Source organism: Pantoea sp. Lu_F5_004, assembly GCF_051136245.1.
Taxonomy (GTDB): Bacteria; Pseudomonadota; Gammaproteobacteria; order Enterobacterales; family Enterobacteriaceae; genus Pantoea; species Pantoea agglomerans.
The window spans coordinates 473515-486895 of the sequence record NZ_CP194946.1 but is presented as its reverse complement, the minus strand read 5'-3'; the positions used below and the strand labels follow the sequence as shown (position 1 = coordinate 486895).

Annotated in this window: 19 protein-coding genes; 1 reads left to right on the top strand and 18 read right to left on the bottom strand. The window is 51.1% G+C overall.

The window, feature by feature from the left end; all coding sequences use genetic code 11:
- Position 1: 1 nt before the first annotated feature.
- The 13 genes from rplN to rpsJ form a co-directional block, all read right to left on the bottom strand.
- On the bottom strand, positions 2-373 hold the full coding sequence (gene rplN, locus ACR8BN_RS02300) for a 50S ribosomal protein L14 (RefSeq protein ID WP_006120590.1): 372 nt from the start codon (positions 371-373) through the stop codon (positions 2-4).
- Positions 374-621: 248 nt separating this feature from the next.
- Positions 622-1974, bottom strand: a complete 1353-nt coding sequence (locus tag ACR8BN_RS02295) for an 8-oxoguanine deaminase (protein WP_143790661.1) — start codon at positions 1972-1974, stop codon at positions 622-624.
- 357 nt (positions 1975-2331) lie between these two features.
- Entirely contained in the window at positions 2332-2586 is a 255-nt protein-coding gene (gene rpsQ, locus ACR8BN_RS02290; RefSeq protein WP_003850147.1) for a 30S ribosomal protein S17, read from the bottom strand.
- Entirely contained in the window at positions 2586-2777 is a 192-nt protein-coding gene (gene rpmC, locus ACR8BN_RS02285) for a 50S ribosomal protein L29 (RefSeq protein WP_003850146.1), read from the bottom strand. The genes rpsQ and rpmC overlap by 1 nt, the downstream gene beginning before the upstream one ends.
- Positions 2777-3187: a 50S ribosomal protein L16 gene (rplP, locus tag ACR8BN_RS02280; RefSeq protein ID WP_008927134.1), complete on the bottom strand. Its 411-nt coding sequence runs from the start codon at positions 3185-3187 to the stop codon at positions 2777-2779. The genes rpmC and rplP overlap by 1 nt, the downstream gene beginning before the upstream one ends.
- 12 nt (positions 3188-3199) lie before the next feature.
- The gene (gene rpsC, locus ACR8BN_RS02275) at positions 3200-3898 is read right to left on the bottom strand and encodes a 30S ribosomal protein S3 (protein WP_009087585.1); all 699 of its coding nucleotides are present in this window, start codon (positions 3896-3898) and stop codon (positions 3200-3202) included.
- Between the two features lie 17 nt (positions 3899-3915).
- On the bottom strand, positions 3916-4248 hold the full coding sequence (gene rplV, locus ACR8BN_RS02270) for a 50S ribosomal protein L22 (protein WP_008927136.1): 333 nt from the start codon (positions 4246-4248) through the stop codon (positions 3916-3918).
- A 13-nt stretch (positions 4249-4261) separates the two neighbouring features.
- Complete coding sequence (gene rpsS / locus ACR8BN_RS02265) at positions 4262-4540, bottom strand: 30S ribosomal protein S19 (protein WP_001138115.1); 279 nt, start codon at positions 4538-4540, stop codon at positions 4262-4264.
- A 16-nt stretch (positions 4541-4556) separates the two neighbouring features.
- Positions 4557-5378: a 50S ribosomal protein L2 gene (rplB, locus tag ACR8BN_RS02260; protein ID WP_008927137.1), complete on the bottom strand. Its 822-nt coding sequence runs from the start codon at positions 5376-5378 to the stop codon at positions 4557-4559.
- A gap of 17 nt (positions 5379-5395) precedes the next feature.
- Positions 5396-5698: a 50S ribosomal protein L23 gene (rplW, locus tag ACR8BN_RS02255; protein WP_003850708.1), complete on the bottom strand. Its 303-nt coding sequence runs from the start codon at positions 5696-5698 to the stop codon at positions 5396-5398.
- The gene (rplD, locus tag ACR8BN_RS02250; RefSeq protein WP_003850711.1) at positions 5695-6300 is read right to left on the bottom strand and encodes a 50S ribosomal protein L4; all 606 of its coding nucleotides are present in this window, start codon (positions 6298-6300) and stop codon (positions 5695-5697) included. The genes rplW and rplD overlap by 4 nt, the downstream gene beginning before the upstream one ends.
- A gap of 10 nt (positions 6301-6310) precedes the next feature.
- Positions 6311-6940 (bottom strand): 50S ribosomal protein L3, encoded by a 630-nt coding sequence (rplC, locus tag ACR8BN_RS02245; RefSeq protein ID WP_003850712.1) that lies wholly within the window; start codon positions 6938-6940, stop codon positions 6311-6313.
- Positions 6941-6972: 32 nt separating this feature from the next.
- Complete coding sequence (rpsJ, locus tag ACR8BN_RS02240) at positions 6973-7284, bottom strand: 30S ribosomal protein S10 (RefSeq protein WP_001181005.1); 312 nt, start codon at positions 7282-7284, stop codon at positions 6973-6975.
- A 393-nt stretch (positions 7285-7677) separates the two neighbouring features.
- Here rpsJ and ACR8BN_RS02235 point away from each other — a divergent pair, with 393 nt between their 5' ends.
- A complete protein-coding gene (locus tag ACR8BN_RS02235) occupies positions 7678-8451 on the top strand; it encodes a prepilin peptidase (RefSeq protein WP_137231075.1) in 774 nt (257 codons plus the stop codon).
- Here the strand turns inward: ACR8BN_RS02235 and bfr are convergent.
- The 5 genes from bfr to rpsG all read right to left on the bottom strand — a co-directional run bounded on the left by bfr (position 8438) and on the right by rpsG (position 13305).
- Positions 8438-8911: a bacterioferritin gene (bfr, locus tag ACR8BN_RS02230; RefSeq protein WP_010253012.1), complete on the bottom strand. Its 474-nt coding sequence runs from the start codon at positions 8909-8911 to the stop codon at positions 8438-8440. The two genes, ACR8BN_RS02235 and bfr, sit on opposite strands and share 14 nt — an antisense overlap.
- A gap of 100 nt (positions 8912-9011) precedes the next feature.
- Complete coding sequence (bfd, locus tag ACR8BN_RS02225) at positions 9012-9206, bottom strand: bacterioferritin-associated ferredoxin (RefSeq protein ID WP_010671585.1); 195 nt, start codon at positions 9204-9206, stop codon at positions 9012-9014.
- 170 nt (positions 9207-9376) lie between these two features.
- Entirely contained in the window at positions 9377-10561 is a 1185-nt protein-coding gene (tuf, locus tag ACR8BN_RS02220; RefSeq protein ID WP_010253018.1) for an elongation factor Tu, read from the bottom strand.
- Positions 10562-10629: 68 nt separating this feature from the next.
- The gene (fusA, locus tag ACR8BN_RS02215) at positions 10630-12744 is read right to left on the bottom strand and encodes an elongation factor G (RefSeq protein WP_039388931.1); all 2115 of its coding nucleotides are present in this window, start codon (positions 12742-12744) and stop codon (positions 10630-10632) included.
- 90 nt (positions 12745-12834) lie between these two features.
- Positions 12835-13305 carry a 30S ribosomal protein S7 gene (gene rpsG / locus ACR8BN_RS02210; protein ID WP_003852909.1) on the bottom strand — a complete coding sequence of 157 codons (471 nt, stop codon included), beginning with the start codon at positions 13303-13305 and terminating at the stop codon, positions 12835-12837.
- Between the last annotated feature and the right edge of the window lie 76 nt (positions 13306-13381).

Below are 13381 nucleotides of genomic sequence, written 5' to 3'. Positions count from 1 at the left end.
CTTAGAGTACTTCTGGTGCCAGAGAGATAATTTTCATGAACTTTTCAGTACGAAGTTCACGAGTTACCGGCCCAAAAATACGCGTACCGATAGGCTGCTCACTGTTATTGTTCAGAATAACGCATGCATTACCATCGAAGCGAATGACAGAACCGTCCGGGCGACGAACACCCTTCCTGGTGCGCACCACTACCGCCTTCAGGACATCACCTTTTTTGACTTTACCACGAGGAATTGCTTCCTTGATGGTAACTTTGATGATGTCACCGACGCCTGCGTAGCGACGGTGCGAGCCACCCAGAACCTTGATACACATTACGCGACGTGCACCGGAGTTGTCGGCGACGTTCAGCATAGTCTGTTCTTGGATCATTTTAGTGCTCCGCTAATGTCAACTACTACTTCGGGACCTAAACCTCAGGTCGTTAGAAAGCCCCATAATTGAGGGCGCGGCATTGTAACACCGGTTCTCACAGATGGGTAGAAAAAATAAACGGCTCTCAATCGAGCCGCTGATTTCCCCTGATGACAGGGAGGGCGTATTCTAGGGAATAGTGCGAACAGTAGCAAATGTAATCTGCCTTATTTTTCGTCGCCTCCCAAATAAAGTGCCCTTCTGACTCAACCAGCCAGTTTCCTGGCCAGTTGGTTATGCTGACGCAGCACGGCTGGCAGTTCAATTCCGGCCACTTGTCCGTCCCGTACCCGGACTTTTCCGTTAATGATGCTATAGGCAACCTGTCCCGGATTACAGAACACCAGGGCGGCGACAGGATCGTGCCCTGCCCCGGCAAGTCCAATTCGGTTCAGGTCAAAAATGGCCAGATCGGCCATCATGCCCGGCGCAATGGTGCCCACATCATCGCGGTTAAGCACCTTTGCTCCACCCAGCGTCGCCAGTTCCAGTGCCTGACGTGCCGTCATCGCATCCGGGCCGAAGCCTACGCGTTGCAGCAGCATCGCCTGACGAACCTCGGCCATCATGTCTGAGCTGTCATTGGAGGCTGAGCCATCCACACCCATACCCACGTGTACGCCGGCATCACACATATGGCGTATCGGCGCAATACCGGAACCGAGGCGCATGTTCGAGCAGGGACAGTGCGCGACGCCGGTACCGGTACGTGCAAAGAGTTCTATACCATGCTGATCCAGTTTGACGCAGTGTGCATGCCAGACATCCGGTCCTACCCAGCCGAGGTCTTCAACATACTGGGCTGGCGTCATATTGAATTTTTCACGGCTATAACGAATATCGCTGTCGTTCTCTGCCAGATGGGTGTGCATTGATACATTGAAGCTGCGTGCCATCGCTGCGGATTGCTTCATCAGCTCACGGCTGACTGAAAACGGCGAACATGGCGCAACCACGATGCGTAACATCGAACCGTGGCTGCCATCATGGTAGCGCTCAATCACACGCTGCGTATCTTTAAGAATGGCGGCTTCATCCTCTACCAGTGCATCGGGTGGTAAGCCCCCCAGGGACTTACCGACGCTCATGCTGCCCCGGCTCGCATGGAAACGCATGCCCATCAGGGCTGCAGCCTCAATACTGTCGTCAAGCTTACAGCCATTGGGATAGACGTAGAGATGGTCACTGGTGGTGGTGCAGCCGGAGAGCATTAACTCGGCCATGGAGATCTGTGTTGAGATATGAATCATCTCAGGCGTCAGATTCTGCCACAGTGGATAGAGGTGGGTTAGCCAGTTAAAAAGCTCGCCGTTTTGCACTGCAGGAATAGCGCGGGTCAGGCTCTGATACATGTGGTGATGCGTATTGATCAGGCCAGGGATGACAATGTGTCCTCGCAGATCGATGATCTCATCCGCGCTATCGGGTAACGAGCGTGCTTCCCCGACTGCAACGATTTTATTTCCTTTTATCAGAACAGAAGCATTACGTATTTCCCGACGGTCGGCATCCATGCAGACCACACATTCAGCATTCTTCAGTAACAGAGTTCGTTCCATGCTATTGCCTGTGGGTAGTGGTTGTGTGTTACCCGATAATAGCGGCAAGCTTTTGGCAGAGCTAATCGCAGGTAACGCAGCTAACAGTGGCAATTTTAACAGTGACCGGCGTAAGCGGTCATGACTCTCCATTTTCACGGCACATTTCCTTGTACAGTTATGATAACCCCGGCTTTTATAGCCTGGCGCTTTCAGGCCGCGTCGCCTGAAGAGAGGCAGCTTAATCCCTGCAAACACCTGAATTTGTGAGCGCCATCAAATCCGCATTGCCACAGGCACAAATGGATCAAGCCCGAATTGCAGGCAAAAAAAACCCCCTGCCGAAGCAGAGGGTTTCCTCAGAAAAAACGATTCTTATTACAGAACAGCTTTCTCGATTACGCGAACCAGGGTCCAGGATTTAGTCTTGGACAGTGGACGGCATTCGCGGATTTCTACCACGTCACCAATTCCACATTCATTGTTCTCGTCATGGATGTGCAGCTTGGTCGTACGTTTAATGAATTTGCCGTAGATCGGGTGTTTCACGAAACGTTCGATAGCAACAACTGCAGATTTCTGCATTTTGTCACTTACTACACGACCCTGCAGAGTACGGATTTTATCGGTCATTACGAACCCGCCTTCTCAGTCAGTAAAGTCTTAACGCGTGCAACATCACGGCGAACCTGTTTCAGCAGATGAGTCTGCTGCAGTTGGCCAGATGCTGCCTGCATGCGCAGGTTAAATTGCTCACGCAGCAGATTAAGCAGCTCAGTGTTCAGCTCTTCAACGCTTTTTTCACGCAGCTCAGTTGCTTTCATTACATCACCGTCTTAGTTACAAAGGTGGTTTTGATAGGCAGTTTTGCTGCTGCCAGCTTGAATGCTTCACGGGCCAGCTCTTCTGGTACGCCGTCCATTTCATACAGGACTTTACCAGGCTGGATCAGGGCAACCCAATACTCTACGTTACCCTTACCTTTACCCATACGCACTTCCAGCGGCTTCTCGGTGATCGGTTTGTCCGGGAATACTCGGATCCAGATCTTACCTTGACGCTTAACTGCACGGGTCATAGCACGACGTGCTGCTTCGATCTGACGAGCAGTCAGACGACCACGGCCAACAGCTTTCAGACCGAAAGTACCGAAGCTGACATCCGTACCCGCAGCCAGACCGCGGTTACGGCCTTTGTGCACTTTACGGAATTTCGTACGCTTTGGTTGTAACATCAGCGACTCTCCTTACTTACGGCCTTTACGCTGCTGCTTTTTAGGTTGAGCAGCCGGTTCCGGTTGTTCAACAGCAGCCATACCACCCAGGATCTCACCTTTGAAGATCCATACCTTAACGCCGATTACACCATAAGTGGTGTGCGCTTCAGAGGTGTTGTAGTCAATGTCAGCACGCAGTGTGTGCAATGGCACGCGACCTTCACGATACCATTCGGTACGTGCGATCTCGGCGCCACCCAGACGGCCGCTAACTTCGACTTTAATACCCTTCGCGCCAAGACGCATGGCGTTCTGAACTGCACGCTTCATAGCACGACGGAACATCACACGACGCTCCAGCTGTGAAGTGATGCTGTCAGCTACCAGTTTCGCGTCCAGTTCCGGCTTGCGGACTTCGGCGATATTAATCTGTGCAGGAACGCCAGCGATATTCGCGACGACCGTGCGCAGTTTTTCTACATCTTCGCCTTTCTTACCGATAACGATGCCCGGACGAGCGGTGTGAATAGTCACACGGATGCTCTTCGCTGGACGCTCGATAACGATACGAGAGACAGATGCTTTAGCCAGTTCTTTAGTCAAAAACTGACGTACTTTAAAATCGCTGTCCAGGTTGTCAGCGAATTCTTTGGTGTTCGCAAACCAGGTAGAGTTCCATGGTTTTACAATACCCAGGCGAATACCATTAGGATGTACTTTCTGACCCATTGCTAGTCTCCAGAGTCTCAGCGATCGGACACAACCACAGTAATGTGGCTGGTGCGCTTCAGGATGCGATCTGCACGACCTTTGGCACGCGGCATAATGCGTTTCATGGTCGGACCTTCATCAACGAAAATTTTCGTGATTTTCAGATCGTCGATATCAGCGCCATCGTTGTGTTCGGCGTTAGCAATGGCAGATTCCAGAACTTTTTTGACCAGTACAGCCGCTTTCTTATTGGTGTAGGTCAAAATGTCCAGTGCCTGCGACACTTTCTTACCGCGAATCAGGTCAGCAACAAGGCGAACCTTCTGAGCAGAAGAACGAGCGTGGCGATGTTGAGCTAAAGTTTCCATCTCTTCCTCCTACTTATTTCTTCTTGGCTTTTTTATCAGCCGCGTGACCGCGATAAGTACGTGTCGGCGCGAATTCACCCAGTTTGTGACCAACCATTTCGTCGGAAACAAAGACAGGAACGTGCTGACGACCATTATGGACAGCGATGGTCAAACCGATCATGTTAGGAAAGATCGTTGAACGACGGGACCAAGTGCGCAAAGGCTTCTTGTCACCGCTTTCCACCGCTTTCTCTACCTTCTTCAGCAAGTGCAGGTCAATAAAAGGACCTTTCTTGAGAGAACGTGGCATGGCTTATCCTCTAATATTATTTGCTACGGCGACGTACGATAAACTTATCGGTACGCTTGTTGCTACGGGTCTTCTTACCTTTGGTCTGAACGCCCCACGGAGTTACCGGGTGCTTACCAAAGTTACGACCTTCACCACCACCGTGCGGGTGATCAACTGGGTTCATCGCGGTACCACGAACGGTAGGACGAACACCACGCCAACGGGCTGCACCAGCTTTACCCAGAACGCGCAGCATATGCTCAGCGTTGCCGACTTCGCCCAGTGTTGCGCGGCAGTCAGACTCGACTTTACGCATTTCACCTGAACGCAGACGCAGGGTAACGTAAGAACCTTCACGCGCAACGATCTGCACGTAAGCACCGGCTGAGCGAGCAATCTGACCGCCTTTGCCTGGTTTCATTTCTACGTTATGCACGGTTGAACCCACCGGGATGTTACGCATCGGCAGAGTGTTACCTGCTTTAATCGCAGCATCAACGCCAGATTGGATCTGGTCGCCGGCTTTCAGGCCTTTAGGGGCCAGGATGTAACGGCGCTCGCCGTCTTTGTACAGAACCAGTGCGATGTTCGCAGAGCGGTTCGGATCGTACTCAAGACGTTCAACAACTGCCGGGATACCGTCTTTGTTGCGTTTGAAGTCAACAATACGATAAGCCTGCTTGTGACCACCACCGATATGACGGGTAGTGATACGACCATTGTTGTTACGGCCACCGGATTTGCTGTTTTTTTCTACCAGCGGGGCAAATGGTTTGCCCTTGTGCAGCTCCGCGTTTACCACTTTAACTACATGGCGACGACCCGGAGATGTCGGTTTACATTTAACAACTGCCATTGTCTTTCTCCTCCGACTTACTCAGCGCCGCCAGCGAAGTCCAGATTCTGGCCTTCTTTCAGGGTGACGTAAGCTTTTTTCCAGTCGCTACGACGACCGATACGCTGTCCTTGACGCTTAACTTTGCCCTTAACTACCAGGGTGTTTACGTCTTTAACTTCTACTTCGAACAGTTTCTCAACAGCAGCAACGATCTCTGCTTTGGTCGCGTCATTAGCAACTTTGAGAACGATGGTATTGGTTTTTTCCATCGCGCTAGATGCTTTTTCAGATACGTGCGGCGCGCGCAGTACTTTCAGCAGACGTTCTTCACGGATCATGCCAGCATCTCCTCAACTTGCTTAACTGCATCAGCAGTCATAACGACTTTGTCGAAGGCGATCAGGCTAACTGGGTCGATACCGGATGCATCACGTACGTCAACCTTGTACAGGTTGCGCGCAGCCAGGAACAGATTCTCATCCAGTTCACCGGTGATGATCAGCACGTCTTCCAGAGCCATGTCTTTCAGTTTCTGTACCAGCAGCTTGGTTTTCGGTGCTTCTACAGCAAATGATTCGACAACGATCAGACGATCTTGACGTACCAGTTCGGACAGGATGCTTTTCAGCGCGCCGCGGTACATCTTTTTGTTAACTTTTTGACTGTGGTCCTGCGGCTTCGCAGCAAAGGTCACACCACCTGAACGCCAGATTGGGCTCTTTACAGAACCTGCACGCGCACGGCCGGTGCCTTTTTGACGCCATGGCTTTTTGCCTGAACCGGTTACTTCGGCGCGAGTTTTCTGCGCACGAGTACCCTGGCGGGCGCCAGATGCGTAAGCAACAACAACCTGGTGAACCAGCGCTTCGTTGAAATCACGACCGAAGGTAGTTTCGGAAACAGTCAGCGCGCTCTGCGCGTCTTTCAATACTAATTCCATTGCTATCCCCTTACGCCTTCACAGCTGGTTTAACGATCAGGTCGCTACCGGTAGCACCGGGAACTGCACCTTTAACCAGCAGCAGGTTGCGCTCAGCGTCAACACGTACTACGTCCAGACTCTGAACGGTTACGCGCTCATTACCCAGCTGACCTGCCATTTTCTTGCCTTTGAACACTTTGCCCGGAGTCTGGTTCTGACCGATAGAACCCGGAACGCGGTGAGACAAGGAGTTACCGTGAGTAGCGTCCTGGGTACGGAAGTTCCAGCGCTTAACGGTACCGGCGAAACCTTTACCTTTAGAGGTACCGGTTACGTCAACTTTCTTAACTTCAGCGAAAATCTCAACGCTGATGCTCTGACCTACAGAGTATTCTTCACCTTCAGCGGTGCGGAATTCCCACAGGCCACGGCCAGCTTCAACGCCAGCTTTAGCAAAATGACCAGCTTCAGGTTTGGTCACACGGTTTGCTTTTTTAGCACCGGTGGTAACCTGAATTGCCTGGTAACCATCGTTTTCCAGGCCTTTGACCTGAGTAACGCGGTTCGCTTCAACTTCGATTACGGTGACGGGGATAGAAACGCCATCTTCAGTGAAGATGCGGGTCATGCCCACTTTTTTACCGACTAAACCAATCATTGTTTCAACCTCTCAATCGCTCGATGACCTGATTAACCCAGGCTGATCTGCACGTCAACACCGGCAGCCAGATCCAGACGCATCAGAGCATCAACGGTTTTTTCAGTTGGCTCAACGATGTCTACCAGACGCTTGTGAGTGCGGATTTCGTACTGATCACGCGCATCTTTGTTAACGTGCGGAGAGATCAGAACAGTAAAACGCTCTTTGCGGGTTGGCAGCGGGATTGGACCACGAACCTGCGCACCAGTGCGCTTGGCGGTCTCAACGATTTCCGCGGTTGATTGATCGATCAGACGATGATCAAACGCTTTAAGACGGATACGGATTCTTTGGTTCTGCATGAGACCAGAGCTCCAAACTTTTTATAGACGAAAAAAATCACTACTCGAGCCCATTACGATTGATGGGAGAGTGTAATCGTTCAGCATATAACTCCACAATTGGGAGTATTGTCAGGCGGCCTAAATTTCAGCCGTCTGCGATTCTGCTCGAATCGCGCCTGCAATATCTGCAGGCCCGCGCATTATACGTAAATCTGTTCAGGAAGCAACCCGTGTTGAGGTTTTACCCATTAAATTGTGGCCGGTTCATGAGGCGTGCGTCGCATTGCACTGCCGTATCGCTGATAAATCAGTTATGCAGTTGTGAGTCTGTTTCCGCTGTTCTTAATCCACAGATGACACAGAACCCATTGCCGACGAGAGTGCATCTAACCTTTCGTCCGGAGCATAAACATGTTGCCCACTCTGATAACTCACATTGCTACACTCGCAGGCGGCGGTGCATTGGGAAGCTTTCTTTCGCTGACCTGCCAGCGCTTCACCCCCGCCCTCTCACCCGCTCAATGGTTTGCCCTACTCTGCTTTCCGGGTTCGCACTGTAATCATTGCCAGCAACGCCTGCTGTGGCGCGATGCGCTGCCGTTAATAAGCTGGCCAGGTTTAAAAGGGCGGTGTCGCTTCTGTCATCACGCGTTCGGCGCAGAAAGTTTTGTCATTGAATGGCTGTTCGCCCTTCTGTGCCTGCTGGTGTTGCAGAGCTTTGACCACTCTGCGGAGGCTATTTTTATTATTACTGCCTCCGGCCTCTTGCTGCTCGTGGCAGCCATCGATCGCCGCCACTTCTGTATACCTGACCCGCTCAATTATCTGCTGCTCTGGTCCGGATTACTCCATGCCACGCTGTCCGGAACCGAAACAACGGCGATATGGGGTGCTCTGGCGGGCTACTGTGCGTTGTGGCTGCTCGCCTGGAGCCATCGGCAGATGCGGGGGTACGAAGGGTTAGGCTATGGCGATATCAAGCTCTTCGCAGCGTTAGGTGCCTGCTGTGGCTGGCAGACATTACCCTGGATTGCGCTGGGTGCCACCGTTATGGCGCTGACGTCGATCGTGATGCTGCAACTGCGGGGTTTTATTCAGGGGGACAGCCCGCTGCCGTTTGGCCCTTTCCTGGCCATTGCGGGCTGGGTAACGATAATGCTGCAGACCCGATTCACTCTTGTTTGATTTGAGCCTGCAGATAGTTCTGGATGCCCATCTTCTGGATTAACTCAAGTTCCGTCTCGATCCAGTCAATGTGATGTTCCTCATCAGCCAGGATTTCAATCATCATGTCACGGCTGACATAGTCATGCACTTTGTCAGCATAGGAGATGGCTTCACGAAGGTCTTTCGCACCCTCCAGCTCCAGATTCAGGTCTGAACTCAGCATCTCCTCAACATCTTCACCGATACGGAGCCGTCCCAGATCCTGAAGGTTTGGGATCCCTTCCAGGAAAAGAATACGCTCAATATACTTATCGGCATGTTTCATCTCATCGATTGATTCATGGTATTCCACATCATTGAGGCGCGTCAGACCCCAGTTTTTGAACATGCGCGCATGCAGAAAGTACTGATTGATAGCAACCAGTTCATTTCCAAGCAGTTTATTGAGATGACTGATAACTTTGATATCGCCCTTCATTGTTAACCCTCCGCGTCTGGTTTATTAGAGCGTAGATGCGGTTAAAAAGAAGTCAAAAAAACGCGACAGATATTGTGGGTATTCACGCACCGCTCGTCGGTCAGGCTATCTCTTTGTAGAGTGGTGCATGCTGCATCTCTTCATCCATAATTTCACGCGCAGCACGAATGCATTTGCCGCATTGCTTGCCGACCGGCACAAGCTGGCGCAGTTGCTGAATAGATTTGGGCTGATAGCGACGCACGACTTCACGAAGGGTTTTATCACTGATGGCATTACACAGGCAGACGTACATTGATTCATCACTCGGGTACATTTTCTGTACACAGTGTAAATGCGAATCGTTTTTATTTCAAACCCACCCTTTGCAGGGTTATGCCGTTTTCAGAGCAAAAAAAAGAGCACCGAAGTGCTCTTTTTACTGTGTTGCAGTGGCCATTTACACGGCCACAGCAGATATCACAATTAAGCGATAACTTTAGCAACAACACCCGCGCCAACGGTACGGCCACCTTCGCGGATTGCAAAGCGCAGACCTTCGTCCATTGCGATTGGGTGGATCAGGGTAACAACCATTTTGATGTTGTCGCCTGGCATTACCATTTCAACGCCTTCTGGCAGCTCTACTGAGCCGGTTACGTCAGTTGTACGGAAGTAGAACTGTGGACGATAGCCTTTGAAGAACGGAGTATGGCGACCACCTTCGTCTTTAGACAGAACGTAAACTTCTGACTCGAACTGGGTGTGCGGCTTGATTGAGCCTGGCTTAGCCAGAACCTGGCCACGCTGGATGTCTTCACGCTTGATACCGCGCAGCAGAACACCACAGTTTTCGCCTGCCTGACCCTGGTCCAGCAGCTTACGGAACATCTCAACACCGGTACAGGTTGATTTCACAGTATCTTTGATACCCACGATTTCAACTTCGTCGCCGACTTTAACGATGCCGCGCTCAACACGACCGGTAACAACGGTACCACGGCCAGAGATTGAGAATACGTCTTCGATTGGCAGCAGGAACGGCATGTCGATCGCACGCTGTGGCTCTGGGATGTAGTTGTCCAGATGCTCAGCCAGTTCGATGATTTTCGCTTCCCACTCTGGGTTGCCTTCCAGCGCTTTCAGAGCAGAACCACGAACGATTGGAGTGTCGTCGCCTGGGAAGTCATATGCTGACAGCAGGTCACGAACTTCCATCTCTACCAGTTCCAGCAGCTCTTCATCATCAACCATGTCACACTTGTTCAGGAACACGATGATGTAAGGAACGCCAACCTGACGACCCAGCAGGATGTGCTCACGGGTCTGTGGCATTGGGCCATCAGTCGCAGCAACAACCAGGATCGCGCCGTCCATCTGCGCAGCACCGGTGATCATGTTTTTCACATAGTCGGCGTGGCCTGGGCAGTCAACGTGCGCATAGTGGCGAGTCGGGGTTTCATACTCAACGTGTGAAGTGTTGATGGTGATACCACGTGCTTTCTCTTCTGGTGCGTTATCGATCTGATCGAATGCACGAGCCTGGCCGCCGTAAGTTTTAGACAGTACGGTGGTGATAGCTGCAGTCAGGGTGGTTTTACCGTGGTCGACGTGACCGATGGTGCCCACGTTTACGTGCAGTTTGTTACGCTGAAATTGCTCTTTCGCCATGGCGATAATTCCTTACGTTGTGCCTTCACCATCTGGGTGAAGGCATCAGTTCAAATTTAAACCGTAGCTTATTTGCTACGAGCTTCAATAACGGCCTGCGCTACGTTGTTTGGCGCATCGTCATACTTCAGGAACTCCATGGAGTAAGAAGCACGACCTTTGGTCAGAGAACGCAGCTGAGTTGCGTATCCGAACATCTCAGACAACGGAACTTCAGCGTGAATCTGAACGCCAGTAGCGTTAGATTCCTGCCCTTTGAGCATACCACGACGACGGCTAAGGTCACCGATGACATCACCCGTGTTCTCTTCTGGCGTTTCAACTTCAACCTTCATGATAGGTTCAAGCAGAACAGGTGTCGCTTGTTTAAAGCCTTGTTTGAAGGCAAGAGACGCGGCCAGTTTAAACGCCAGCTCTGAGGAGTCGACATCGTGGTAAGAACCGAAGTGCAGACGCACGCCCAGATCCACAACCGGGTAACCAGCCAGAGGGCCTGATTTCAGCTGCTCCTGGATACCTTTGTCAACCGCAGGGATGTATTCACCAGGAATCACACCACCTTTGATGTCGTTGACAAATTCGTAGCCTTTCGGGTTCGAACCTGGCTCCAGTGGGTACATGTCGATAACAACATGACCATACTGACCACGACCACCAGACTGCTTGGCGTGTTTACCTTCAACATCGGTAACTTTGTTGCGAATCGCTTCACGGTAAGCAACCTGTGGTTTACCCACGTTTGCTTCAACGTTGAACTCACGCTTCATACGGTCAACGATGATGTCGAGGTGCAATTCACCCATACCGGCGATGATGGTCTGGTTAGATTCTTCATCAGTCCATACGCGGAATGATGGGTCTTCTTTTGCCAGACGGCCCAGAGCCAGACCCATTTTTTCCTGGTCAGCTTTGGTTTTTGGCTCAACGGCGATAGAGATTACCGGCTCCGGGAACTCCATGCGCTCAAGGATGATGACGTTATCTGGGTCACACAGGGTGTCACCAGTGGTCACATCTTTCAGGCCGATCGCAGCTGCGATATCACCCGCACGAACTTCTTTAATCTCTTCACGCTTGTTAGCGTGCATCTGAACGATACGGCCCAGACGCTCACGGTTTGACTTAACCGGGTTGAACACGGTGTCACCCGTGTTAACAACACCAGAGTAAACGCGGAAGAAGGTTAAGTTACCCACGAACGGGTCGGTAGCGATTTTGAACGCCAGTGCAGCAAACGGCTCGTTGTCATCAGAGTGACGAACAGCCGGCGTGTCTTTACCGTCGTCCAGCATACCGTTGATCGCGGTAACGTCAGTCGGTGCTGGCAGATATTCAACAACTGCATCCAGCATCGCCTGAACACCTTTGTTCTTAAATGCAGAACCACAGGTTACCAGGATAATTTCGTTGTTCAGAACACGCTTACGCAGAGATGTTTTGATCTCTTCTTCAGTCAGTTCTTCACCACCGAAGAATTTCTCCATCAGCTCATCAGAGCCTTCAGCAGCGGCTTCAACCAGCTTCGCATGCCATTCTTCAGCCAGTTCCTGCATATCAGCTGGAATATCTTCGTAGTCGAAGGTTACACCCTGGTCTGCGTCGTTCCAGTTGATTGCTTTCATTTTCACCAGGTCAACAACACCGGTGAATTTCTCTTCTGCGCCGATAGCCAGCTGCAGAGGAACTGGAGTTGCGCCCAGACGAACTTCCATCTGCTTAACAACTTTCAGGAAGTTAGCACCCATGCGGTCCATTTTGTTAACGAACGCAATGCGTGGAACTTTATATTTGTTAGCCTGACGCCATACGGTCTCAGACTGTGGCTGAACGCCACCAACTGCACAGTAAACCATTACCGCGCCATCAAGCACACGCATAGAACGTTCAACTTCGATGGTGAAGTCAACGTGTCCTGGGGTGTCGATGATGTTGATGTGGTGTGGTTCAAACTGCTTGGCCATACCAGACCAGTAACAGGTGGTCGCAGCGGAAGTGATGGTAATACCACGTTCCTGTTCCTGCTCCATCCAGTCCATGGTTGCTGCGCCGTCATGTACTTCACCGATTTTGTGGTTTACACCGGTGTAGAACAGAACGCGTTCGGTAGTGGTAGTCTTACCGGCGTCGATGTGCGCACTGATACCGATATTACGGTAGCGAGCAATGGGTGTTTTACGAGCCATTTGATTCCTCTGATTCTCGGACGTTCAAGGTAAGTCGACCCCAGCGGGTTGGCTGATTGAGCGCCCGCTGGTTTAACAACTACGTGGTGATTACCAACGGTAGTGTGCGAACGCCTTGTTGGCTTCTGCCATGCGGTGAACGTCTTCACGTTTCTTAACTGCTGTACCTTTGTTCTCTGCAGCATCAGAAAGTTCGTTCGCCAGGCGAAGAGCCATTGATTTATCACCGCGTTTACGAGCAGCATCTACGATCCAGCGCATTGCCAGAGCATTACGACGAACCGGACGGACTTCTACTGGTACCTGATAAGTAGAACCACCAACGCGACGTGACTTAACTTCGACAGTCGGACGCACGTTTTCCAGGGCTACTTCAAAAGATTCCAGCGCGTTTTTACCTGAACGCTGAGCCAGGGTCTCAAGCGCGGTATAAACGATTGATTCTGCAGTAGATTTTTTACCATCTACCATCAGGATATTTACAAATTTGGCCAGCAGCTCTGATCCGAACTTAGGATCTGGCAGAATTTTACGCTGACCAATGACGCGACGACGTGGCATGGAAATACTCCGTTGTTAATTCAGGATTGTCCAAAACTCTATGAGTTTATTTTGACATTTAATTTAAAACGTTTGG